At 71.3% G+C, this 23,015-nt stretch carries 20 protein-coding genes; 16 read left to right on the top strand and 4 right to left on the bottom strand.

Annotation, left to right across the window (positions count from 1 at the left end; all coding sequences use genetic code 11):
- The first annotated feature begins 448 nt into the window (after positions 1–448).
- The 8 genes from VLY81_RS06125 (at position 449) to VLY81_RS06160 (ending at position 10,516) form a co-directional block, all read left to right on the top strand.
- On the top strand, positions 449–1,561 hold the full coding sequence (locus VLY81_RS06125) for a LacI family DNA-binding transcriptional regulator (RefSeq protein ID WP_324670134.1): 1,113 nt from the start codon (positions 449–451) through the stop codon (positions 1,559–1,561).
- A gap of 125 nt (positions 1,562–1,686) precedes the next feature.
- Positions 1,687–3,393, top strand: coding sequence for an ABC transporter substrate-binding protein (locus tag VLY81_RS06130; RefSeq protein ID WP_324670135.1), 1,707 nt, complete (start codon positions 1,687–1,689; stop codon positions 3,391–3,393).
- 96 nt (positions 3,394–3,489) lie between these two features.
- Positions 3,490–4,500 carry an ABC transporter permease gene (locus VLY81_RS06135; RefSeq protein ID WP_324670136.1) on the top strand — a complete coding sequence of 337 codons (1,011 nt, stop codon included), beginning with the start codon at positions 3,490–3,492 and terminating at the stop codon, positions 4,498–4,500.
- 4 nt (positions 4,501–4,504) lie between these two features.
- Positions 4,505–5,365 (top strand): ABC transporter permease, encoded by an 861-nt coding sequence (locus VLY81_RS06140; protein ID WP_324670137.1) that lies wholly within the window; start codon positions 4,505–4,507, stop codon positions 5,363–5,365.
- Positions 5,362–6,468 carry an ABC transporter ATP-binding protein gene (locus VLY81_RS06145; protein WP_324670138.1) on the top strand — a complete coding sequence of 369 codons (1,107 nt, stop codon included), beginning with the start codon at positions 5,362–5,364 and terminating at the stop codon, positions 6,466–6,468. Before VLY81_RS06140 ends, VLY81_RS06145 begins: the two co-directional genes overlap by 4 nt.
- Positions 6,452–7,252, top strand: a complete 801-nt coding sequence (locus VLY81_RS06150) for an ABC transporter ATP-binding protein (RefSeq protein WP_324670139.1) — start codon at positions 6,452–6,454, stop codon at positions 7,250–7,252. Before VLY81_RS06145 ends, VLY81_RS06150 begins: the two co-directional genes overlap by 17 nt.
- 7 nt (positions 7,253–7,259) lie before the next feature.
- On the top strand, positions 7,260–8,930 hold the full coding sequence (locus tag VLY81_RS06155; RefSeq protein ID WP_324670141.1) for a glycoside hydrolase 5 family protein: 1,671 nt from the start codon (positions 7,260–7,262) through the stop codon (positions 8,928–8,930).
- 290 nt (positions 8,931–9,220) lie between these two features.
- Positions 9,221–10,516 (top strand): glycoside hydrolase family 36 protein, encoded by a 1,296-nt coding sequence (locus VLY81_RS06160; RefSeq protein ID WP_324670142.1) that lies wholly within the window; start codon positions 9,221–9,223, stop codon positions 10,514–10,516.
- Positions 10,517–10,573: 57 nt separating this feature from the next.
- On the opposite strand, the gene VLY81_RS06165 is transcribed toward VLY81_RS06160, so the two are convergent.
- Positions 10,574–11,161 carry an ArsR/SmtB family transcription factor gene (locus VLY81_RS06165; protein WP_324670143.1) on the bottom strand — a complete coding sequence of 196 codons (588 nt, stop codon included), beginning with the start codon at positions 11,159–11,161 and terminating at the stop codon, positions 10,574–10,576.
- A gap of 595 nt (positions 11,162–11,756) precedes the next feature.
- Here VLY81_RS06165 and VLY81_RS06170 point away from each other — a divergent pair.
- The 5 genes from VLY81_RS06170 to VLY81_RS06190 all read left to right on the top strand — a co-directional run bounded on the left by VLY81_RS06170 (position 11,757) and on the right by VLY81_RS06190 (position 15,721).
- Positions 11,757–12,647, top strand: a complete 891-nt coding sequence (locus VLY81_RS06170; protein ID WP_324670144.1) for a 4Fe-4S dicluster domain-containing protein — start codon at positions 11,757–11,759, stop codon at positions 12,645–12,647.
- Between the two features lie 482 nt (positions 12,648–13,129).
- On the top strand, positions 13,130–13,384 hold the full coding sequence (locus VLY81_RS06175) for a hypothetical protein (protein WP_324670145.1): 255 nt from the start codon (positions 13,130–13,132) through the stop codon (positions 13,382–13,384).
- Positions 13,385–13,666: 282 nt separating this feature from the next.
- Positions 13,667–14,461, top strand: a complete 795-nt coding sequence (locus VLY81_RS06180; protein WP_324670146.1) for a class I SAM-dependent methyltransferase — start codon at positions 13,667–13,669, stop codon at positions 14,459–14,461.
- Positions 14,462–14,502: 41 nt separating this feature from the next.
- Positions 14,503–15,204 (top strand): class I SAM-dependent methyltransferase, encoded by a 702-nt coding sequence (locus VLY81_RS06185; RefSeq protein ID WP_324670147.1) that lies wholly within the window; start codon positions 14,503–14,505, stop codon positions 15,202–15,204.
- A 319-nt stretch (positions 15,205–15,523) separates the two neighbouring features.
- Entirely contained in the window at positions 15,524–15,721 is a 198-nt protein-coding gene (locus VLY81_RS06190) for a hypothetical protein (RefSeq protein ID WP_324670148.1), read from the top strand.
- Positions 15,722–15,745: 24 nt separating this feature from the next.
- Here VLY81_RS06190 and VLY81_RS06195 read toward each other — a convergent pair whose 3' ends face one another.
- Positions 15,746–16,669 carry a VOC family protein gene (locus tag VLY81_RS06195; RefSeq protein WP_324670149.1) on the bottom strand — a complete coding sequence of 308 codons (924 nt, stop codon included), beginning with the start codon at positions 16,667–16,669 and terminating at the stop codon, positions 15,746–15,748.
- 342 nt (positions 16,670–17,011) lie between these two features.
- On the opposite strand from VLY81_RS06195, the gene VLY81_RS06200 reads away from it, so the two are divergent.
- Complete coding sequence (locus VLY81_RS06200; protein WP_324670150.1) at positions 17,012–17,509, top strand: DinB family protein; 498 nt, start codon at positions 17,012–17,014, stop codon at positions 17,507–17,509.
- A 73-nt stretch (positions 17,510–17,582) separates the two neighbouring features.
- Here the strand turns inward: VLY81_RS06200 and VLY81_RS06205 are convergent, their stop codons facing one another.
- On the bottom strand, positions 17,583–17,843 hold the full coding sequence (locus VLY81_RS06205; RefSeq protein ID WP_324670151.1) for an ArsR/SmtB family transcription factor: 261 nt from the start codon (positions 17,841–17,843) through the stop codon (positions 17,583–17,585).
- 615 nt (positions 17,844–18,458) lie between these two features.
- On the opposite strand from VLY81_RS06205, the gene VLY81_RS06210 reads away from it, so the two are divergent.
- Together VLY81_RS06210 and nrfD are read left to right on the top strand one after the other, a co-directional pair.
- Entirely contained in the window at positions 18,459–18,845 is a 387-nt protein-coding gene (locus VLY81_RS06210) for a hypothetical protein (protein WP_324670152.1), read from the top strand.
- The gene (gene nrfD / locus VLY81_RS06215; protein WP_324670153.1) at positions 18,842–20,047 is read left to right on the top strand and encodes an NrfD/PsrC family molybdoenzyme membrane anchor subunit; all 1,206 of its coding nucleotides are present in this window, start codon (positions 18,842–18,844) and stop codon (positions 20,045–20,047) included. Before VLY81_RS06210 ends, nrfD begins: the two co-directional genes overlap by 4 nt.
- A 122-nt stretch (positions 20,048–20,169) precedes the next feature.
- Here nrfD and VLY81_RS06220 read toward each other — a convergent pair whose 3' ends face one another.
- Positions 20,170–22,857, bottom strand: a complete 2,688-nt coding sequence (locus VLY81_RS06220) for a DEAD/DEAH box helicase (protein WP_324670154.1) — start codon at positions 22,855–22,857, stop codon at positions 20,170–20,172.
- Positions 22,858–23,015 lie beyond the last annotated feature (158 nt).

A 23,015-nucleotide genomic window follows, 5' to 3' on the forward strand; every position in this document is an offset into this window, starting at 1 on the left:
GGGCGGGACCTGCTGCGCCTGAGCCGGTAGGAGCTGCGCCGGCTGCGAGGACGCGAAATCGGCATGGTCTTCCAGGACCCATGACGGGCCTCAACCCCACCATGCGGGTGGGGCGGCAGGTGATGGAGCCCCTGCTGTGGCACCGGACGGCCCGGTCGGGCGGGCGTCGGAAATGGCCATGCGGGTGAAACCGGCGGGCGAGAGGCGGTGACGGGGCGCGCGTTACCGAGCACGTTGCGGCGACATCGGAGAGGGAGCGCGGCAACCGGGCGGCCCTGTGCGACCGCATCTGTAATCGCGACCTCATGGCAACACCCGTCCATGCCGCTTCTGAAATAGAGTTCAAGGTCAGCTGGACGACCCGGCAGGAGATCCGCTTTCAGAGACGAACACCCTCGTGTGAGTTATCGATAACGCCCCGCGGGCGGCACGGAGGTGGGCGGGCGGCGTGGCCGGCGTCACCGTCAAAGACATCGCGAGGCGCGTGGGCGTGTCCACCATGACCGTCTCGCGCGCCCTCAACGGCCGGGGCGGGGTCAGCGAGGCGCTTCGCAACCGCATCCTGGAGGAGGCGCAGCGGCTCGGCTACAGCAAAAACGTGCTGTCGGTCGCCTTGCGCCATGGCAAGACGCGTACCATCGGGCTGTGTGTCTTCGATCTCTCCTTTCCGTACGCCAACGAGTTGCTGCGGGAGGTGGATCACCTGGCCCTGGCAGCCGGGTACGAGGTGCTGGTCAACTGCTCCCACGGCAACCCGGCGCAGGAGCGCGAAAACGTCGACTCGTTCCTGCGGCGGCGGGTCGACGGCATCCTGGTGGTGCCCGTGGCCACCCAGGACAACATGGGCTTCTTCCGCCAGCTGGCGCGGCGAGGCGTGCCGCTGGTCTTCGTCGACCGCTACCTGGTGGGGAGCCCCGTCGACAGCGTCGGCACCGACAACATCCAGGGCGGCTATATGGCGACCGACCACCTGCTGGAGCTGGGGCACCACCGTATCGCCTTCGTGCCGGGGCCCGAGGAGCACTGCATCACGGTGCAGGACCGCCTGGTGGGGGCCAGGCGGGCCCTGGCGGCGCGGCGCGTAGCCGGGGAGCTCTTGGTGCTCCGCCCGCCCCAGGCCATCGCACGGCCGGAGGACTACGGCTACGCCGCCATGCGGCACTACCTCGAGCGGGTCGGCTCGTCGGGCAAGGGGCGGCCGACCGCGGTCTTCGCCGTCAACGACAGCGTGGCCATGGGCGTCATCGCGGCGCTGCGGGAGCACGGCATCGGCGTGCCCCAACAGATGTCGGTCATCGGCTTCGACGACCTCTGGACGGCGAAGTACTTCCAGCCCCCGCTCACTACGGTGCGACAGGATGCCACCGGCATGGGGCAGGCTGCCATCCGGATGCTGCTGGAGACAATGGAGGGCCAGCGGCCGTCGGGGCGCCGGCTCCTGCTGGAGCCGCTCTTGGTGCAGCGAGCGTCCACCGCGCCCGCGGGCACGGCGGCTGTCGCCGGCGAGCCGCGCGGCGAGGCAGCGGCGAAAGGGGGTGGTGGCACCGGAGCCACCGCCTGAGGAGCGTCAACCGGATACTGTCGTCGGCAGATGGGGTCGGCGGAGGTCGTGGCGATCGAGCGTGCGCGCGTGACGACGTCGAGTCCGGTCCCTCGCAAGACGCGAGAAGGGTGAGGAGGAGACCGATGCGCAACACGAGGCGAGCGGGCAAGGGCCTACTGTGGCTGGTGGCCGCGCTGATCCTGATGAGCGGCGTACCGGCGCTGGCCGTCGAGCTCCCGCGCAACGAGACGCTGTACGTGGCCGGCCACCTGTGGGGGCCGCCCACCAACTCCAACCCGCTGGCGCCCACGGTGCTGTGGCCCGTCAACAACGCGGTGGGCGCGTCGGCGGGCTACGTCTACGAGCCCCTCTTCCTGTGGAACATGCTGGACGGCAGCTACGAGCCGCTGCTGGGGCGTAGCATGGAGTGGGTCGACGACCAGACCCTGCGAGTGGAGCTCCAGCCCGGTACCCGCTGGCAGGACGGCCGACCCCTGACGTCCCGTGACGTGGTCTTCACCTTCGAGCTGGCCCGGCGCTACACGCTGGCCTACACCTCGTTTTGGGAGTACGTCGAGGCCGTGCGGGCTGTAGACGACCGCACCGTCGAGGTAATCCTGGATCCGGCCAAGCCCGACCGGCTGGGCGTCCAAGCCACCTTCGCCGTGCAAAACATCCTGCCCGAGCACATCTGGGCGCCCATCGCCGATCAGGGACGCCAGGCGCTGCTCGAGCACGAAAACCTCTACCCGGTCGGCTCCGGCCCCTACAAGATCATCGACTACACCACCGACCGAGTCGTGTTGGAGCGCTACGAGGACTACTGGGGCAAGTCGCTCTACGGCATGCCGGCCCCGCGCTACGTGGTGGGCGTCGTCTTCCAGAGCAACGATGCCGCCAACCTGGCCCTGCAGCAGGGCGTTGTCGACTGGGCGCAGACCTTCGTGCCGCGGGTCTGGACGCTGCGCAACGTCGGCACCTGGTACGATAAGGAGCCCTACTACGTGCCCGGCGCGATCCCCATCGTCATCATCAACGTGCACCGCAAGGGCCTCGACAACCCGCTGGTGCGCAAGGCCATCGCCTACTCCATCGACTACGCGACCATCGCCCGGGTGGCCATGTCCAGCTACTCGGAGCCCGCCAGGTCCAGCCTGATCCTGCCGGGCGGTTTCGAGGCCGAGTACTTCGACGAGCAGGCCGTGGAACAGTACGGCTGGAAGTATGACCCCCCCAAGGCCGTCGACATCCTGGAGAACCAGCTCGGCGCGCGCAAGGGCTCCGACGGCATCTACGTGCTGCCCGACGGCACCCGCCTCAGCTTCACGGTGCAGACGCCGTACGGGTGGACCGACTGGATGACGGCCCTCGAGATCATGGCGCAGTCGGCCCGCGCCGTGGGCATCGAGCTCCGCACCGAGTTTCCGCAGGAGCCGGTGGTCACCTCCAACCTGCAGTACGGCAACTTCGACATGGGCATGCGCTACGGGCCCGAGGCCCAGCCCATCAGCCCTAGGAATCGCTTCCAACACGCTATGGACATCCGCACGGTGCCACCCATTGGCCAGCAGGCCATCTGGCAGAACTGGGGCCGCTTCGAGCACCCCGACGTGGCGCGCCTGCTGGACGAGGCGGCAGCCGCCACGAGCCCCGAGGAGCTCAAGCGGATCTACGGCGAGCTGGACCGCATCTTCATGGAGTACGTGCCGGCCATCCCGTTGATGTACCGGCCGTCGCAGTTCTACCAGTTCAACGACACGTACTGGAAGAACTGGCCCACCGCCGCCAACCCGGTGGCCCCGCCTGACTACTCCATCCGCGTCCTGCGGGCGCTGCGCCCGGTTCGCTGAGCGACGGGCTGCGGGGGGCGCCGCGCTGGGGAGCGCTCCCCGCCCGCGCCCCCCCGCCCGAGCGGCGGGGGGGGGGCGCAGAGAAGGGGTGGCAGTTTGAAGGGTCTGGGGCGCTACATCGCATCCAAGGTCGGTTGGTACGCCCTGGCTTTTTTGGTCGCGATCCTGCTCAACTTCCTCCTGCCCCGCCTGATCCCCGGCAACCCCATCGACGCCCTCATCGCCCAGTACATGCAGGGCACGGTGGAGGCGGCCGTGGCGGCCAAGGCGTACCAGGCCTTCATCGAGGACTTCGGGTTGGACCAGCCGCTGTGGCGGCAGCTGCTGGGTTACGTCGCCAACGTGCTGCACGGCGACCTGGGGCGCTCCTTCTCCCTCTACCCGGCCCGCGTGCGGGACATCATCGCCCAGGCGCTGCCCTGGAGCGTCGCGCTGCAGCTGCCCGCCATCCTGCTGGGGTGGCTCATCGGCAACTGGCTGGGCGCCCTCGCGGCCTACAAGGGCGGGCGGTTCGACTCGACCTTCTTCGTGGCGGCACTGGCTCTCTCCAACGTGCCGTACTACGCCATGGCCATCCTGCTGTTGTACTTGCTGGCGGTGGTGGTGCCCATCTTCCCCTCGGCTGGGGGCTACAGCTTCGGCATGACGCCCGCGCTGTCGCTGCGCTTCGTCATCGACGTGCTGCATCACTATACGCTGCCCTTCCTGTCGCTGGTGCTCATCTCCATCGGGGGCCAGGCCGTGGGGATGCGCTCGATGGCCATCTACGAGCTGGGGGCCGACTACGTCAACTACTCGACCGGGATGGGGTTGCGCGAGCAGAAGGTGCTCGGGTACGTCTTCCGCAACGCCATGCTGCCCCAGGTGACTGGGCTGGCCCTCTCCCTCGGCACCATGGTGGGAGGCGCCCTCATCACCGAGATCGTTTTCTCGTATCCCGGCATCGGGTCGCTGCTCTTTCGGGCCATCTCGACCCGAGACTACCCGTTATTGCAGGGGGGCGCGCTGTTGGTGGTGACGGCCGTGCTGGTGGCCAACCTCCTCGTCGACATCGCCTACGGCTTCATCGACCCGCGCATCCGGGCCGTGCGCCTGGGGGAGCGGTGACGCCATGAGCCAGACGCGCAAGAGACTGCGGCGGGCGTTGCGGTCGAGGCGGTTCGTGGCCAGCGTGGCGCTGGTGGCGGCGGTGCTGGCGTTCGCGCTGCTGGGCCCCGTGCTCTACCCGCGCGATCCCCGGGCACTGGTCAGCCTCTCATACGACCCGCCCTCCCGGGAGTTTCCCCTGGGTACCGATAACTTCGGGCGAGACGAGCTGGCGCTGTTGATGCACGGCACCCGCACGTCGCTCTCCATCGGTGCCATCGCGGGGGCCATCGCCGTGGCCATCGGCACCGTGGTGGGCACGGCCGCTGGCTATTGGGGCGGACGCGCAGAGGAACTCCTGATGGGCGTGACCAACATCGTCATCACGCTGCCGTCCCTGATCGTGCTCATCCTGATATCGGTGGCGCTCGACTCACGGTCGCTGGCGGTGATGGGCATCATCATCGGGCTCACCTCCTGGCCGTGGACAGCCCGGGCGGTGCGGGCGCAGGCCAGCAGCCTGCGGGCCCGGGAGCACATCTACGTCGCCCGGCTGTCGGGCGCCAGCGACGTGTCCATCATGCTTCACGACGTCATCCCCTACATGCTCTCGTACCTGGGGATGGCCTTCACGCTGCAACTGGCAGGGGCGGTGCTGGCCGAAGCCGGCCTGAGCATGCTGGGCCTGGGCCCGTCGGGCACCATCTCGCTGGGGTTGCTGTTGCAGTGGGCCCTGCTCTGGGAGGCGGTGCGGCAGGGGATCTGGTGGGCCTTCCTGCCGCCGGTGATCCTGTTGACGCTCATCGCCTTCGGACTGCAGCTCCTCAACGCCAGCCTCGACGAGATCTACAACCCCAGGCTGCGGAGGGAGAGGCAGGCGGCGTGAGCGAGCTGTTGGTGGCCGAGGGGATCAGCGCCCGCTACCGGGTCGACGCGGACGAGCCGCCCGTGCGGGCCGTCGACGACGTCTCCATCGTGTTGCACGAGGGCGAGTCGCTGGGCATCGCCGGCGAGTCGGGATGCGGCAAGTCGACGCTGGCCAGCGTGCTGTCGCTCAACGTGCACCCGCCCCTGACGGTGACGAGCGGCCGGCTGGAGCTGGCCGGGCATCGCCTGTCGCTGACGGAGCCGGGGTGGAGGCGCCAGGCCGAGGCGATGCGGGGCAAGGTGGTGGCCCTGCTGCCCCAGGGCGCCATGAACGTCCTCAACCCGACCCGGCGGGTCAGCGACTTCGTCTACGACGTGCTGCAGTCCCACATGCCCCGCATCTCCCGCAAGGAGGCCGTCGAGCGGGCGGCGGAGCGGTTCGAGCAGCTGGCCCTGCCGAGACGGGCGCTGGACGCCTACCCCCACCAGCTGAGCGGGGGCATGCGGCAACGGGTGGTGGCCGTGGTCTCGACGCTGCTGGACCCGGCCGTCCTCATCGCCGACGAGCCCACCTCGGCGCTGGACGTGAGCTCCCAGCGGGCCCTGCTCAAGCTGATGGCGGGCCTGCTGGAGCGGCGCATCATCCGGGGGATCGTCTTCATCACCCACGAACTGGCGCTGCTGCGAGCGGTCACCCATCGGGTGGCCATCATGTACGCCGGGCAGGTGGTGGAGGTGGGCCCCACCGAGGACGTGCTGTTTCGGTCGGCCCACCCCTACACCAAGGCGCTGATGGACGCCACCATCGTGCTGGAGACGGGGACCCGCCGCCAGCGCATCGAAACCATCGGGGGCGCGCCGCCGAGCCTGATGGCCCCGCCGCCGGGGTGCCGGTTTCACCCGCGCTGTCCGGTGGCCATGCCTGTCTGCTCCCGGGAGACCCCGCCGGTGGTGACGGTGGGGGCGGGCCGCACGGCGGCCTGCTGGTGGGTGGCCGAGCGGATGCAACAGGCGGCGGCCCCCGCGGGGGCGGGAGCGGCCGGGGGAGCAGGCCCAGGGGCAGGAGCGGGCGAGGCAGAGGCCGTGGGAGAGGGGCACGATACGCGTGCAGCCAGCCAGTGACGGGGCCCTGCTCCAGGTGGAGCGCCTCTCCCGCACGTTCGGGCACGGGCGCCATCTGGTGAGGGCGGTCGACGAGGTCTCCTTCGAGATGCAGCCGGGCGAGATCGCCTGCGTGGTGGGAGAGAGCGGCAGCGGCAAGTCGACGCTGGCCATGGTGCTGCTGCGGCTCATCCCGCCCACGGGCGGGCGCATCGTCTTCGGCGGGCGGGACGTGACCTATCTGCGGCGCCGGGCGGAGCTGCGCGCCTACTGGCGTGACGTGCAGGCGGTCTTCCAGGACCCGTTCTCGTCGTTCAACCAGTTCATGACGGTGGAGCGGGTGCTGGGGCGGACCCTGGGGCTCGAGGAGCGGCGGCTCAGCCGGCAGGAGCGGGCCGAGCGGATGGCCTGGGCCCTGGAGCGGGTGGGGCTCGACCCCAAGGGGGTGCTCGGCAAGTACTCGCACGAGCTGAGCGGTGGCGAGCGCCAGCGGGTCATGATCGCCCGGGCGCTGGTGGTGCGGCCCCGGCTGCTGGTCGCCGACGAGCCCACGACCATGGTCGACGCCTCGTCACGGGCGACCATCCTCAACCTGCTGCTCGATCTGCGAGAGCAGTATGGGATGTCCATCCTCTTCATCACCCACGACGTGAGCCTGGCCACTTACGTCAGCGACACGCTGCTGGTGATGTACCAGGGGCGGATCGTGGAACGGGGCGACGTCGAGCGGGTCACGAAGCAGCCGGAGCATCCGTACACCAGGCGTCTGTTCGCCGATGCGTTCACGTTTGCCAGGAGGGGGTAGCGTCGCGATGGAGCCGGCACGCTTGGGGGTCAACTACTGGCCGGGTTACGCCGGCCCGTGGATGTGGCGGGACTTCCGGGAGGAGGCCATCGCCGAGGATCTGGCGGCGCTGGGGGCTGTGGGGGTGGAATACACCCGCAGCTTCGTCTTCTGGCCCGACTTCATGCCGGAGCCCGATCGGGTCGACGAGGGGGCCGTGGAGCGGCTGCGGCGGTTTCTGGCACTGCACGAGCGAGCGGGGCTGGGGGTACACCTCACCTTGCTGGTGGGGCACATGAGCGGAGAGAACTGGCCGCCCCGCTGGATGCGCGACCCCGGCCAGCTCTACACCGACCCGGCACTGCTGCTGGCGCAGGAGCGGCTGGTGAGGGCGGTCGTCGAGGCGGCGCGCCCGAGCAGGGCGCTCGAGGGATACGTGCTGACCAACGAGCTGCCGCTCTTCACGGGGCCGGCGCCGGCCGAGGCGGTGCGGGCCTGGGCGTCGAGGATGTACGGGCTGGTCAAGGCGCTGGATCCCGGGCGACCGGTCAGCATCGGCGACGGGGCCTGGTACGTGCTGGGCGGGCTGGCGGGGGCCTTCCGGCCGACGCTGCCCCAGGACGTCATCGCGCCGCACCTCTACCTGGCCGAGACGCACCCCGAGCGGCAGATCGCGGCCTACGGGCTGGCGATGGCGGTGGCCAGGCGGCTGGCCGGCGCCCACGGCAAGGCGCTGTGGCTGGAGGAGTTCGGGGCGACGCACTCGGTCTTCGGGGAGGAAGAGGTGGCCGAGTGGGCGCGGCGGGTGGCCATCGAGGCCCGGCTGCACGGGGCGAGCCACCTGGGGTGGTGGTGCGGGCTCGACTTCCGGGAGGAGCTCGCGGACGTGGCGCCCTACCGGCATCACCCGCACGAGATCGCCTTCGGCATGCTGAGGGCCGACCGCAGCCCGCGGCCGGTGGCGCAGGCGCTGCGGGAGGCGGCGCGGGCGCCGCTGGAGATGCCGGAGCGGGTGGGGCTGCTGGTGCCGTCGTATGCGTACCGGGCGTACCCGTTCAGCGAGCGGCCGGGCGGGGTGCTGCAGCGGGCGCTGCTCAACGCGTACGCGGCGCTGCGGCAGATGGGCTACCTGCCGGAAGCGGTGCTGGAGGAGGACCTGTTGAAGGCGGAGCATGGCGTGGGCGGCGGCGGGGGCGCGGCCGGCGCCGTCGACAGCGAGGTGGGGCGCCGGACCGGGGAGCTGCCGGCCGTGCTGGTGGCGCCGGCGGTGCAGAAGCTGCTGGCGCCGACGTGGGATCGGCTGGCGCAGTATCCGGGGCGGGTCGTCTACAGCTACCTGCACGGGACGGCCGTGCGCTCGCACGAGGGAGGCTGGGTGTCGGCCGAGGCGGCCCGACGGTTCTTCGGAGGGCGGCCTCACAATCGCTTCAACCTGGCCGAGCCGGCGCCCCGGGAGCTGGTCTGGGACGGCGGGCGGCTGGCGCTGCCGGCGGGCCCCGACCCCTTCAGCGAGACGCCGCTCGTGCTGGAGCCGGAGGGGGCCGAGGTGGTGGGCCGCGACGACCGGGGGCGGCCGCTGTGGGTGCGGGTCGACGGGCGGCGTGACATGCTGCTCTACCCGCTGGAGGCGCTGGCGGAGGAGCCAGAGACGGTGGCGGCCTTCTACCGGGCCGTGCTGGGGAGGCGCCCGGGCCGGTGAGCTCGGGAAGGAGCGACGTGGCGTGCGAGGCATGCTGCTGACGCTGCCGGGGCTGACGGTGGCGGGGCGAGTGGCGGGCGAGCCGACGGCGGTCGAGGGCGGTCTCGTGGTGCCCGGCAGGGCCGTGACGCTGCTGCATCCCTTCGGGGCGGCGGGGCGCTACTACCGCCACGGCTGGCACTCCTGGAGCCCGGTCGAGTGGGTGGCGGTGCCGGGCGGCCGCGCGGAGGCCGGGGCGAGCGGCGGGGCGCCGGCGGACGACCGGGCGGCGGCCCTCTACTCCGACGACGATGCCCGCTACGCCGGCGCCTGGAGGCCGGGCGGCAGCGGGTCGGGCCGTCGAGGGGTCCGACGGGCGGGTGCTGCTGCTGGGCGCGCTGGACGTCGGCGCCCGGATCGAAGCCGACGACGAGGTGCTGCGGGGCTTCTACGAGGGCGGCCCCGAGGGCGACGGGGGCGCTGTCGGGGCCGCTGGCGCCGCCGCGGAGCCCGCCTGGTTCGTGGCGTACGGGGAGCGCAGCGAGGCCTTCGCCCGCTATGCCGAGCAGCTGGGCCGGCGGCTGGGACGGCGGGCTCGGGGCGGGTCGCCCCGGGTCTGGTGCAGCTGGTACGGCTACTACCGGGACATCTCGGAGGCGCGCCTGGCCGCGGCGCTGCAGGGCCTCGCAGGGCTGGCCTTCGACGTCTTCCAGGTGGACGACGGGTGGCAGCGGGCCATCGGTGATTGGCAACCCAACGGGCGCTTCCCCTCCGGCATGGCCGAACTGGCGAAACGCATTCACGACGCGGGGATGCGGGCGGGGCTGTGGATGGCGCCCTTCATCGTGGCGCCCGCGAGCCCGATCTTTCGGGAGCATCCCCATTGGCTGGTGCGGGACGACGACGGCCAGCCGGTGGTGGCGGGCCACAACTGGGGCGACGCCTATTACGCCCTCGACACCACGCACCCGCAGGCGCAGGCGTGGCTGCGGAGCCTGGTCGAGCGGGTGCGGGAGTGGGGCTACGACTACCTCAAGCTGGACTTCCTGTATGCGGCGGCGATGCCCGGCCGGCGGCACGCGCCCGTCCCCCGGGAGCGGGCTTACCGGGAGGGCCTGCGGGTGATGCGGGAGGCCGCGGGCGACGACGTCTACATCCTGGTCTGCGGGGCCCCCGTCATCGCCTCGCTGGGGCTGGCCGACGGCATCCGGGTGGGGCCCGACGTGGCACCGTTCTGGGAGATCCCTTACGGAGGGGGCGGGGCGTCGGCCCGCACCCTGCCCAGCTCACGCAACGCGGTCTGGACGAGTGTGGAGCGCCTGTGGCTGCAGCCGCTCATCCACACCGACCCCGACGTGGCCTACTTCCGCACCCGCCACAACCTGCTCGCCGAGCGAGAGCGACGGTGGCTGCAGGATCTGGCCCGGGTGGCTGGGTTTCGCGCCACGTCGGACCCGCCGGAGTGGCTGACGGGCCAGGAGCGTGCCGAGCTGGCGGCCTTCTTGCAGGAGCGGCCACGAGTCGAGCGGGTCGGCCCGTACCGCTACCGGGTGGACGACCGGGAGGTCGACTTCGGGCCGGCACTGGCCCGAGACGGGCAAGGATGAGGAAGGGGACGGGTCCGCCGGGCCCGCCCCCTTCGCGGACGTGACGCCAGGTCGCCTTCACCCATCCTCGTCGGGCCATCCCATCTCCTCCGCCGGCTCCTCATCCCAATCGACCCGCTGGGCCGGCTTGCGCCCTCGACGCCGCACGTTGTCGCTGCGCCGGACGAGGCGTCGCCAGGCCTCCCACTGGCGATCCCGCTGCCGCACCGGGTTGGAGAGGTTGCCCCAGAAGAAGAGGCGGGGCGTCAGCCGCCCCATGGCCCGCAGGACCGTCAGCGGGCCGTCCGGCAAGGCCCGGCAGTGGACGAAGGATCCGGACGGACGGCTCTCGATGAAGCCCGCCTGCGCCAGCACCCGCAGGTGGTAGGAGACGGCCGACGCCTTGAGGCCGAGCCGATAGGCGATGACACGAGGCTCCACCGAAAACGGCTGCAGCACGACCATGGCGAGGATCCGCAGGCGAGTCCCGTCGCCCAGGGCACGAAAGCACAGGGACCAGAGCGCGGCCTCTTCCTCGGTCATGTCGGGCGCGGGAAACGCCATCGCATAGAGGTCGGTGGGCATGCGGTCCTCGAGGGCCTCGAAGTCCTCCGGGGCCTCTCGCTGTGCGCCCCGTTGGGTGCCTTTCGTCGTCGACCTGGCCATGACGCGCCTCCTCACGGTCCTCGCGGAGGCGGCGCACGAGGCCATTACGGCGGAGCAACGGCCGATCCCTGCGGAGCGGGCGGCGCCAGGTCAGACCCCCGATGGGTGCGCGAGGGGCGGGGTGGGGCGAGGGCCGGGGTGGGGCGCGCAGCGAGGGTGTCCCGGGTGTGCACCAGGCGTTTTTAAATACCTTTTCAAAAAAGCCTCGTCACGTAGGCGAGGGGTATGCCACGGCGCGCGGGGCCGCCGGGGCGGGCCGCGACGATCTCGAAGCGCTGGGGGCCGTCGTGGTGGGCCTGCGGCCAGGGGGCGTGGAGCAGGTGCAGGGTCGAGCTGCGAGGCCCGAGACGACGGGTTCGCGACACTCTTCAACGATCGTTGAAATGCGCGCGAGGGGGTGGAGGAGGGTCGGGCAAGGCGAGCAGGGTCATGGGGCAGCGACGCGGCGCCGGTCGCGAGCGATGTCACGGGCGCAAGATTGCTGCAAGGCCTCTGAACGGCGGCGGTAAGCCTCCTGTCAGCGCAGAGTTAGTGCCAAACGTCACAGTAAGGGGCGGGGGCGATCATCGCTGTGAAACAGGCACCCCGTCCCGGAGTGAGCCGCCGGGGTTTCTTTCAGATCGGGGCGGCCATCGCGTCGGCCATCGGTGCCGCTTCGCTGGGCGCAGGGCGCAAGCCCGCGGCACGAGCGGCCCAGAGCGAGCCGGCGGGCGACTCCTGCGCCATGCTGGTCGACCTGACCCTCTGCGTCGGCTGCGGCATGTGCGCCTACGCTTGCCAGGAGCAAAACGGCTGGACGGGCGACCCCGACGGGCAGGAGCTGTCGGCGGACCGGTGGACGGCCGTGCGGGAGGTGGCGCTGGAGGACGGCGACACCCGCTTCGTGCGCACGCAGTGCTTCCACTGCCAGGTGCCCTCCTGCGCGGAGGCCTGCATCGTGGGGGCGTTGCGCAAGACGCCCGAGGGGCCGGTGGTCTACGACGCCGGCCGCTGCATCGGATGCCGCTACTGCATGATCGCCTGCCCGTTCGGCGTGCCGCGCTACGAGTGGGACGACACGTGGCCCGAGGTGGTCAAGTGCGACTTCTGCGCCGAGCGCATCGCCCGGGGCCAGCAGCCCGCCTGCGCGGAGGCGTGCCCGACGGGGGCGACCCTCTTCGGCCGGCGTTCGGAGCTCATCGCCGAGGCGCGCCGGCGCATCGACCAGGAGCCCGACCGGTACGTCCCCCACATCTACGGGGTCGACGAGGTGGGGGGCACGTCGTGGCTGTTCTTGTCGGACGTGCCGTTCGACAAGCTGGGCTTCGCCCGGGTGGCCAGCGAGCCGCCGGCCTACCGCACCCGGGCGTGGATGCGGCTGGTGCCGGGCCTGGCGGTCGGGATGGCCGGCTTGTTGACGGGCGCCTACCTGCTGGAGGGGCGCAACGGCGGCGACGACAAGGCGCGAGACTCTGAGCATCCGGCGCAGGGGGGCGAGCGCCGGTGAAGCCACGCTATGGCGTTTGCCGGGACCGGGATGGGGAACGGGGAAGCATCCCCCTTCCCATGCCGAATACGGCCGTGAAAACCTGCAGCGGGCTGGATACTGCGCGGGAAACCCCGTGGAAAAGGACTTCGCCGCCGGGACAGCTGTAACACCCTACCAGGTCACGGCCTCGACCCCGCGAATGGATCCCACGAAAGGGGTCCGGGGTCGAGGCCGTAACGTTTTCGTGCTTCTGCGTGGTAGGTGGGGACTTTGGTGTCATTTCCGTGGTCCGTATAGGACTCTGGTTCCTGAGCTCGTGCTGCAAGAGTTTGCCAGTTAGGACGTGCACTTCACGCACTGTAACGCCCTGCAACGCTCATCCACGCGCCAGGGATACCCCTCACGGGCTACCCAAGACCCATGATGGAGCGGGCTCTCTCCCGAGAAGGCCGCCGGACGCGGACCCTGTTCACCTCCCGGAGGAAACGTCCTGGAAGGCCATGAGCCGTGTGGGACATGCCGGAGGGGGGAAGCTGGACGCCGTGCGTTGTCCGGACAAGGAGGTTTTGCTGGCGGCGCTGCAACGCTGGGCCGAGCGGGGCCCCAACTTCGGGGGCTTCACCGATGCGTGGCTGGCTGTGCGAGCCCAGCGGAGCGGGCTGCCCGTGTGCAGCGTCAACGGTAGCGACTTTCCAGACGTTGTCAATACCTACCCGCTGGCAGAACCTGGCCAGGGCGAGGCAGCGACACCGTGATCACCGCTCCCGGGTCGGTCGCTCAGCCGCCGCTTATCTGTCGGCCCGTTACGCTATAGGAGCAGGCTCCTGAGACGCTACGTCTCCAGGCGAGCGACCGTAGGCTGAGGTGGTCCACGCGCGGGCCGCCCGCGGTCGACCCGTGGCAACCGCCTACCGGAGTGGGAGGCAGGAGCTTCGGGAAGATCAACCGAGGCAACGGCCCGTGAGGTCCATGGGGCGCGATAGCGACAGGGGTCGGGTCGCGCGGGTCGAATGGCGCTCCCGGGGAGGCTTGAGGTCATGGGTGCGCCGTACCCGGAGCCCCTCTACCGCGACTGGCGCCATTACGATCTGCAAAACGCCGGCCTGCACGAGGACATCGACTACTTCCGCCACCAGGTGCGCCGGTGGGGCGGACCAGTCCTGGAACTGGCGTGCGGCACGGGCCGGATCGCCATCCCCCTGGCGCGGGACGGGCACCGGGTGGTGGGGCTCGATCTGTCCGAATCGATGCTGGATGGTGCCCGACGCAAGGCGGCTCAGGCGGGAGTCGATGTCACGTGGGTCCGGGCCGACATGCGCGAGTTCGACTTGCCGGGTCAACGGTTCCGCACCATCCTGCTGGGGTTCAACTCCATCTGCCTGCTTCTCACGTGGCGAGACCTGGAGCGCATGCTGCGCTGCGTGCGGCGGCACCTAGCCGACGGAGGCCGATTCCTCATCGACGTTTTCAATCCCGACTTCCGGTTCCTGATGAGGGATCCGGCCGCCCGGTTCGCGTGGGGCCGCTATCCCGACCCGGACGGAGCGGGCGAGGTGGAGCTCGCCGAGAGTAACCGGTACGACGACGCGGCGCAGATCAACCACATCACCTTGCACTATCGGCTTCCCGACGGATCCGAGCTCGCGGAGCGCCTCGACATGCGGATGTACTTCCCTCAGGAACTGGACGCCTTGCTGCACTACAACGGCTTTCGAATCGAGGCGAAGTACGGCGACTACTCGCGGGCGCCGTTCGGGCCAGGTGCTGAGCGGCAGCTCCTGGTGTGCGCGGCGGATAGTTTGGATGATGAGAAAGACCTGCGAGTGGTTTGAACGGCTGCTGCGTGTCGGCCGGCAATGGGGTGGGGCGCCCGGTGACGACGGCCAGGGGGGACGGTGCGGTGCGGCGACTCGTCGAGGAGCACGCCGGGCGGTACGATCGCTGGTACGAGACCGAGCCCGGGCGGGTGCTCTTCGAGGCGGAGTTGCGGGCGCTCCGGCGAGTGGCGGCCGACCTGCCCGGCCCCCGCCTGGAGGTCGGCGTGGGGACCGGCCGCTTCGCCGAGCCGCTGGCGATCGACGTCGGCGTCGACCTGGCGTATGCGGGGCTGTGGCTCTACCGCCAGCGCACACTCGGCCTTACGCCGCCCGCCGGGCGTCGCCTCCCCGTCCACCTGCTCCAGGCCGACGGGGCACGGCTTCCGTTCGGCAGCGCTACCATCGGGAGCGTCTTCCTCATCGTCTCCATCTGCTTCGCCGCCGAGCCGAGGGGACTGGTCGTGGAGGCCGCTCGGGTGGTGCGGCCGGGTGGCGCCGTGCTGGCGGCCTTCATCGACCGGGAGAGCCCTTGGGGGCGGTGGTACCGGGAGAAGGGGGAATCCGGCCACCTCTTCTACGAGCACGCCCGGTTCCTCACCGCCACCGAGGTGCGGGCATGGCTGGAGGCGGCGGGCTTGCGGGTCCACCGTGCCGCTTCGACGCTGCTGCAGCCACCCGGCGACGCCCCCCGCCCCGAGACGCCCGTCGAGGGCCTCGTCCCGGGCGCCGGCTTCGTCTGCATGGTGGCGGGGCGCTAGCAGGCTCGCCAGGACGGAGCGGGATACGCCGGCGTGGAGAGAGGGCAACTGGGGGACTCAGCGCCGAACCCATGCCACCCGAGGCAACCGCATAGGGGACGTGGGACCTGGGTGGCGCAGCCCATGACCCGCATGGACGAGTCGTCGTCCTCCGGGGAAGAGCGGCGCGGGCATTCCCGACGAGGCTCGCGACGGACGCCGCCGTCCGCGAGGCCCCAGGTGACCCATTGCGTCGCACGCCCCGCTCCCCGCTCCAACGATATGCCGGACGCGGAGGGGCGCAGGAGGGCCACCCTCCTTCAAAGTGCCAGCACAACACGTGCATGGCCGACTGCAGGCGTTGGGTGATGAGGGGGCCCGCCGGCTCGGGGACGGACAGATAACCGAGGAAAGGGCCGTAGGGCTCACGCTGGCGGCCACGGGGCTGTTGCCGCCGGCGCTGGCGGCGGTGGCCCAGTCGCTGCCCGACCTGGCCATCCTGGGCACCTCGTCACGGCTGCTGCGCCTCGGGCGATGAGGATGCCGTCGAGGGCCTCGGGGATCACGGGTTGCCCTCGCTCACGACCGCGATGGTGTGGCCGTCCTCGTCGCGCGTGACCAAGCCCGCCTGCGTCGAAGCACCGCTGAGAGCGGCTACCTGCAGCACCTCGTCCTCCAGTCGCTCCAAGGGCTCCAGCCCGACCCCGGCTTGCTCCAGGCGGCGGGCCACGGCCTGCACGTCAGCGGCCGACGGGACGACGAACGAGAAGTGTCGAAGCTGGACGCAGTCGGGTGGGGGTGGCGGGGCGTCGATGCCTGCCCACGTGTTGGCCCCCACGTGGTGGTGGTAACCGCCGGCCGCGAAGAACCGGGCGCTCGGCCCGAACCGCAACACGAGATCCAGCCCCAGCGCGTCCCGGTAGAAGCGCTCGGCACGCGCCACTCGTGAGACCTGCAGGTGGATGTGGCCGAGACGGGTACCGGCGGGCATGACGCCGCCGGGGTCCTCGCCGGGAGCCAGCTCCGCCATCAGGCCGTCGAAGTCCAGGGGCTCCGTGGTCATCAGGATGTGGTCGCCGCGGCGGGGCCACTCGTCCCGAGGGCGGTCCGCGTAGAGTTCGATGCCGTGGCCATCGGGATCGGACAGGTAGACCGCTTCGCTGACCCAGTGGTCCGAGGTCCCGTCGATAGGCCAGCCCGAGCGCACGACGCGGGCCACCACCTCGGCCAGCTGACGCCGGGTCGGCAGCAGCAACGCGAAGTGATACAGCCCCCGGCACCCCGGCGGCTTGGGGCGGGCACCGGGCTGTTGGGAGAGCAGCACCAGCGTCCGAGGTCTACCCGCCTCGTCCCGCAGGCCGACGGCGACGCACCCCGGCCCCCTCCACACGGGATGCAACCCAAGCGTGCCCTCGTAGAAGGAAAGCGAGCGCTCCAGATCACCCACGGTGAGGTGGACCCATCCGAGCCTCGTCAGGTCATGCATGCGAAGCCCTCTCCCTTGCCACCGGGGTCATCCTCGTCATCCTGCCGTGTCACCCTACCGCGGCCCGGGCCACCAGCCCCACGAGCCCGCCGGCGGCGGTGAGCCGGGCCGAGTTGAGGCCAAGGGCACGGGGGCCGCGGCGAGGCGGTCTCGCTTCTGTCGGAGTATACCCGCACCGAGCCGAGGCGGGGGCCTGGCATGGAGGGCGACTGGCCGGTGATCCTGACAGACTGCTGTCAGGGTGAAGAGGTTCGAATGACGACAGAGGGCCGTGGGCCACGACCAACGGCTGGCGGACGGCCCGGCAGGTGGCCCATCACTTGGATGGAAAGCGGTGAGAGCATGACGGAGAGCATCGCAGTGGAGCGGCTACGGCGCGCGGTACTGACGTTGTTGGACGAGGCCCTGCAGGGCCCGCCGGGCGATGCGACGTGGTTCGTCGACTCGGGCCCGCAAGCGGGGCTTCTCCGCTTCCTGGACGGCATCTCGCCCGAGGCAGCCTCGACGCCGCCTCGACCTGGCAGGGCCAACCTGGCGGCCCACGTCGACCACGTGCGCTACGGCCTGGAGCTGGCCAACCGGGCGCTCCGGGGTGAGCACGACGCCTTCGCGACGGCCGACTGGGGCCGGAGCTGGACCATCCGGTCCGTGGATGCCGAGGCGTGGGCTCGGATCAAGGCGGGGCTTCGGCGGGAGTACGAGGCAGTGCGGGAGGTGCTGGCCTCGAGCAACGGGTGGCTGGCCGACGACATGGCGCTCACCGGAGTGCTGGCCCAGATCGCCCACGTGGCCTACCACCTCGGTGCCATCCGGCAGATCGCTCGCGACGTGGCGGGCTGAGCCGGGCATCTGACTGCCGAGTCAGGGCCTGCCCCAAGGAGTCAGGACCTGACCGAAAGCCTGCCTCGTCCTGTCAGCCGTCGGGTGCGTGGGCGGGATGCCCTCCCGCCCAGCGCACGAAGGACCCGGACGGGCGGCCCTCGATGAAGCCGGGGTCTGCCAGCACCCGCAGGTGGTACGAGACGACCGACGCCTTGAGTCCGGGCCGGTAGACGATGACGCCGGGCTCCACCGAAAACGGCTGCCGCACGATCAGCGCGAGGATCCGCAGGCGAATCGCATCCCCCAGAGCGCGGAAGCACAAAGCCCAAAGGGCGGCCTCCTCCTCGGTCATGTCGGCCCGGGGCCTTGCGGAGGTGGCGTGAGTGGGCATTACCGCGGCACGATGGTCGACCCCTGCGGGGTGGCGGGCGCCACGGCGGAGCCTGGGCGGGTGGGGCGAGGGACGGTGCATGCGTCGAGGGTGTCCCGTCCCTGCACTAGCTGTTTTTAAATAGCTTTTGAAAAACCGCTCGTCGCGAAGCGGATGGGTACGCCGCGCCCTGCGGTGCAGAGCGAACGGGGGCGGCCGGCCTCGAAGCGGCGCGGGCCGCCGCGTCGGACATCCGGCGAGGGGGCTGCCGAGCGAGTGCAGGGCTGCGCCGGTGGGGGATGGTGGACCTTGGACAGGGAAGGTGGGGCGGCGAGAGGGCGAGGGGAGAGGCGCGAGTCGGGCGGATGCCGAGGTGACGGGTTCGCGACGGTGTTCAACGATCGTTGAAATGCGCGCGAGGGGGTGGCGGGCAGGAGGGCGCGGCCGCCGGAGGTCGAGAGCGACGGTGGGGCGCCGGCTGGAAGCGATGGCACGGGTGCAAGAGTGCTGCAATACCCCTGAAGGGCGGCGGTAAGCCTCCTGTCAGTGCAGAGTTAGTGCCAAACGTCACAGTAAGGGGCGGGGGCGATCATCGCTGTGAAACAGGCACCCCGTCCCGGAGCGAGCCGCCGGGGTTTCTTTCAGATCGGGGCGGCCATCGCGTCGGCCATCGGTGCCGCCGAGGCGCGCCGGCGCATCGAGCAGGAGCCCGACCGGTACGTCCCCCACATCTACGGGGTCGACGAGGTGGGGGGCACGTCGTGGCTGTTCTTGTCGGACGTGCCGTTCGACAAGCTGGGCTTCGCCCGGGTGGCCAGCGAGCCGCCGGCCTACCGCACCCGGGCGTGGATGCGGCTGGTGCCGGGCCTGGCGGCGGGGATGGCCGGCTTGCTGACGGGTGCCTACCTGCTGGAGGGGCGCAACGGCGGCGACGGCAAGGCGCAAGACTCTGACCATCCAGCGCAGGGGGGCGAGCGCCAGTGAAGCCACGTTACTTCCCCGCAGCGTCGGGCGGGGCGCAACCGGCGGCGGTGGGCCGGGCGCCCGCGAGGGCAGTGGCAGGGCCGGGCGCGGCGGTGCGGGAGATGGCCGTGTCGCTGGGGCCCGCCCGGCTGGCGCTGTGGGCGCTGGTGGCGGCCGCGCTGGTGGCGGTCGGGTACCGCATGGTGGCGGGGCTCGGCGCCTCGACGCACCTGACCGACGTCTGGCCGTGGGGGCTCTGGAAGATCGTCGGCGTCGTGGTGGCCATCCCGCTGGCGGCCGGGGCCTTCGTGGTGGCGGCGTGGGTGCACGTCTTCCGCCATCATGGGTACGAGGCGCTGGCGCGCCCGGCAGTGCTGGCCGGCTTCATCGGCTACCTGACGGCCGTGGCGTCGCTGGTGGTCGACATCGGACAGCCGCACCGCATCTGGCATCCCATCGTCATGTGGCAGCCGCACTCGGTGCTCTTCGAGATCTGCTGGTGCGTCATCTTGTACACGACGGTGCTGGCGCTGGAGTTCAGCCCGGTGGCGCTGCGGGCGCTGGGGTGGGAGCGGCCACGGCGGGCGCTGGAGGCGGCCATCGTGCCGCTGGCGGTGGCCGGGGCGACGCTCTGCGTGCTGCACCAGAGCTCGCTGGGCAGCCTCTTTCTCATCGCCCCGGGGCGGGTGCACCCGCTGTGGTACACGCCGGCGCTGCCGCTGATCTTCTTCGTCTCGTCGGTGGCGGCGGGGCTTGCGACGCTGCAGATCCTGACGTGGGTGACGGGGCGGCTGTACGGGCAGGCGGTCGGTGAGCGGCTCAAGGCGGGGCTCGCCCGCGGGCTGACCGTGGTGCTGGGGCTGCTGCTGGCGGTACGGGTGGTCGACTGGGCCGCTCGAGGGACCGGGCCGTGGCAGGCCACGGGCTTGGAGGCCGCCATGGCCTGGCTGGAGCTGCTGGTCGGCATCGCCTTGCCGCTGGTCCTGTTGGCGTGGGAGTGGCGCAGCGGCGGGATTCGGTGGCGGCTGCTGGCGGCCGTGCTGGCCGCGGGCGGGGTCTTCCTGCATCGGCTCGACGTGGGGCTCATCTCCATGCGGCAGGCCGCCAACGGGGCGGGCTACTTCCCGTCGTGGATGGAGTTTCTGGTGATGGCGGGCATCGTGGCGCTCGGCATGCTCGCCTACGACTGGGTGGCCCGCCGCCTGCCGCTCTTCGAGCGCTAACGTCGGGGGCGAGGCACCGGGAGAGCCTTCTGGGCGCCTCGTCCCCGCCATCCCGGGGGGCGGCTGCTGGTCGTCGAGCCGCTGGTCGTCGAGGCAGCCGCTGCTCGTCGAGGCGGCTGCCCTCAAAGCGGCTGCTCCTCGCCGGTCACCAGGTTCCACCGGACGAGCCTCGTCACGCCGTGGATGGGCTGGATGCGGTCGTAGCTGACCTGCCAGCGCACCGACGCATCGGGGTGGCGCAGGTCGTAGACGATGCCCCTGGGCGTGTAACGGTAGCCCTCCACGACGACCTCTTCACTGGCCTCACCCTTCATCAACATGGCCGGCTCGCCTCTCGCCACCACCACCTGCCAGTCGTCGTCCTGCCCGGGCGCGGGCAGCGCCAGGTCGGCCTGGGGCAGCGGTGCCGGCCGCAAACCCTCGAGCGCCTCGGCCAGACGCTCGAGCTGCGCCCGGGCGGGTGACCCATCCTCGAGACGGCTCACTGCCGCCCTTGCCATCTCCCCGAACCGCTCGGCCAGCTCCCTCGTCAGGCGCAGGCTGCCGTAGGTGGCATCGTAGATGCACCACCCGTGCACCTCGCCCTGCCCCGTGGGCGACAGGCGGGAGGTGAACTGGCCCAGCCCCACGTCTCGCTCCTGCACCCCGCACTCGTCGCAAAAGGTCCCCAGGATGGCCTGCGCCGCCAGTTCGTCCAGCCGCACGCCCGGCGCCCACCAGACCACGCCCGTCGTCTCGAAGAAGCGGTTGAGCGGCCGCGTGAAGTAGGGGGACTCGGGCCCGTACTCGTGGCGCTCCTTGGCGCTGCCCCGGGTCTCCACGAAGCCGGTGCACCGCTCGCTCACCTGCATCTCGGCCTCGGCCACGAAGGCGCCACCCTCGCCCGTCCACAGCCCCAGCAGCCCCTCGGGCCACCGCGGGAAGGCCATCCGCTGCAGGATGGGGTCGGTGGTGTAGAAGCGTTCGGCGTGGACCCGGATGCGGGCCTTGCCGAAGTCGAAGTGCGTCACCCGGTACGGGCGGGCCATGTAGTAGTAGACGGCGCCGGGGTAGGCCTCCCTCAGGGCCTGGCTGTAGGTGACCGACCCCAGCTGGCGGTCGCCCCATCCCAGGATCTGAAACTCCCGCTCGACGGCGTTTCGCAGCGGGAACTCCCGGTGGGGCCCCGCCAGGGCCCGCTGCTTGAGCGGTGCGAGGTCGGGCGGGATGGCCTCGCGGGGCTCCAGTTCGTTGGCCAGCATGCGGCTGAAGGACGCCGGCAGCGACTCGAAGCGGGCCAGCGACCCGCCGCCCGCCCCGAGCCCGTTGAGCTCGACGGCGGCGCACAGGGCGTTGGCGTACTGCAGGTAGCGGTTGTCGAGGTAGAGGCGGTTGGCCTCGACGGGCCGGTCCAGGTAGCGGGCGAGCCCGTCCGCCAGGGTGCCGGAGGGATCGAGCACGACGCAGACGCCGTCGCGCACCCGCCCGGCGCGGCCGACCCGCTGCCAGAAGGCCTTGACCGACGACGGCGGCTGCAAGAGCACGACCAGGTCCACCTCGCCTACGTCGATGCCCAGCTCGAGGGCCGACGTGGAGATGACGCCCCGCAACTCGCCGCGGGTCAGCGCTTCCTGGATGGCGTGACGATCCTCGTCTTCGTAGCCGGCGCGGTAGGGCAGCAGGCCCTGCAGCGCGGGCTCTGCATCGGGAGCAGGGGCGACGCCCTCGGCCTCCGGCTCAACAGCAGCCCCCGGCTCGCGGGCAACCTCCGACTCGAGGGCAGCCTCCGGCTCGAGAGCAGCGGCTGCCTCCTGCGGGCCGGCGGCGCCGGTCGCCCCAGCGACCTCAGCGCCCGCGCCCCCCGCCCCCCCAGCGCTGCCCGGGGCCTGGCGGTGCACCGAGGCCGACACGATGCGCTCCACCATGCGCCGCGAGTCGGCGAAGCCCAGGAAGGGCGAGTCGGCCGCCGCCGCGCACGCCCGCACGAACTCCACGATGACGTCGAACTCTCCCTTGCGCCGTCGCCCGCCGCCGGCCCCGGCCTCGCCCGCCTCTTCGTCCGGCCGGGCCAGGATCAGCGTCTTGGCCGCCGCCGGTGCGCCGTCCGACTCAGGGCCCAGCACCACGGGCTTGAAGCCCGTCAGGGTGGCGATGAACGCCTCGGGGTCGCCCAGGGTGGCCGTGCTGGAGATGCACTGGCGCACGCCCGACACGGCCCTCAGCCGCCGCATGAATAAGGCGAAGTTGGAGCCGAAGACCCCGTCGTAGACGTGCGCCTCGTCGAGGATGACGATGGCCAGGCGGTCGAGGAAGCTGCGCACGGGCGGTTCGGTCAGGTCGGGGAGCAGCCAGGCGTGGGTCACGTCGGGCGTCATCAACAACAGGCGGTGCTCCCTGACGATCCGCAGCCGCTCGCGCATGCCGACCCCGCCGTCGATGTAGCCCCACCGCAGCCCCAGCGGCTGCAGCAGCTCCCGCCACTTGCGCATCTGGTCCTGGATGAGGGCCCGAGCCGGGTAGAAGGCCACGACGCAGGCCGCCGGATCCCGCAGGAGCAGGTCGGCCGCGGCCGCCACGAAGACCAGGCTCTTGCCGGACGCGGTGGCTGTCGACAGGCAGACGGAGTGACCTGCGAGGGCGGCCTCGATGCCCCTGGCCTGGTGGGCGTAGAGCCCCTTCGGATACCGCTCTTTAAGCAGCGCCGCAAGCCTTGGATGCAGCCCCGACGGCACCGGAAGGTACCGGCCCGGGCGGCGCTCGAGGCGACGCTGGTCGGCGATCATGAGACCGCATGCACGCAGGATGGAGACGACCTTCTCCGTGGTGAACACGACGCTCGCCCCCGTTCCGCCAAGGGTGAGAGGTGGAGGAAGGCCCGGGGTCCGGCCCGGGCGACCCGGGGGTGTGGGGGCGTCGCCCGAGCCGGAGTGAGGCCTGCCACCCTCAGGCTAGCGAGGGCATGTCGCAGGTACGGCGACACAGGAGCCCG

This window comes from Limnochorda sp. LNt (assembly GCF_035593265.1).
Classification (GTDB): domain Bacteria; phylum Bacillota; class Limnochordia; order Limnochordales; family Geochordaceae; genus Geochorda; species Geochorda subterranea.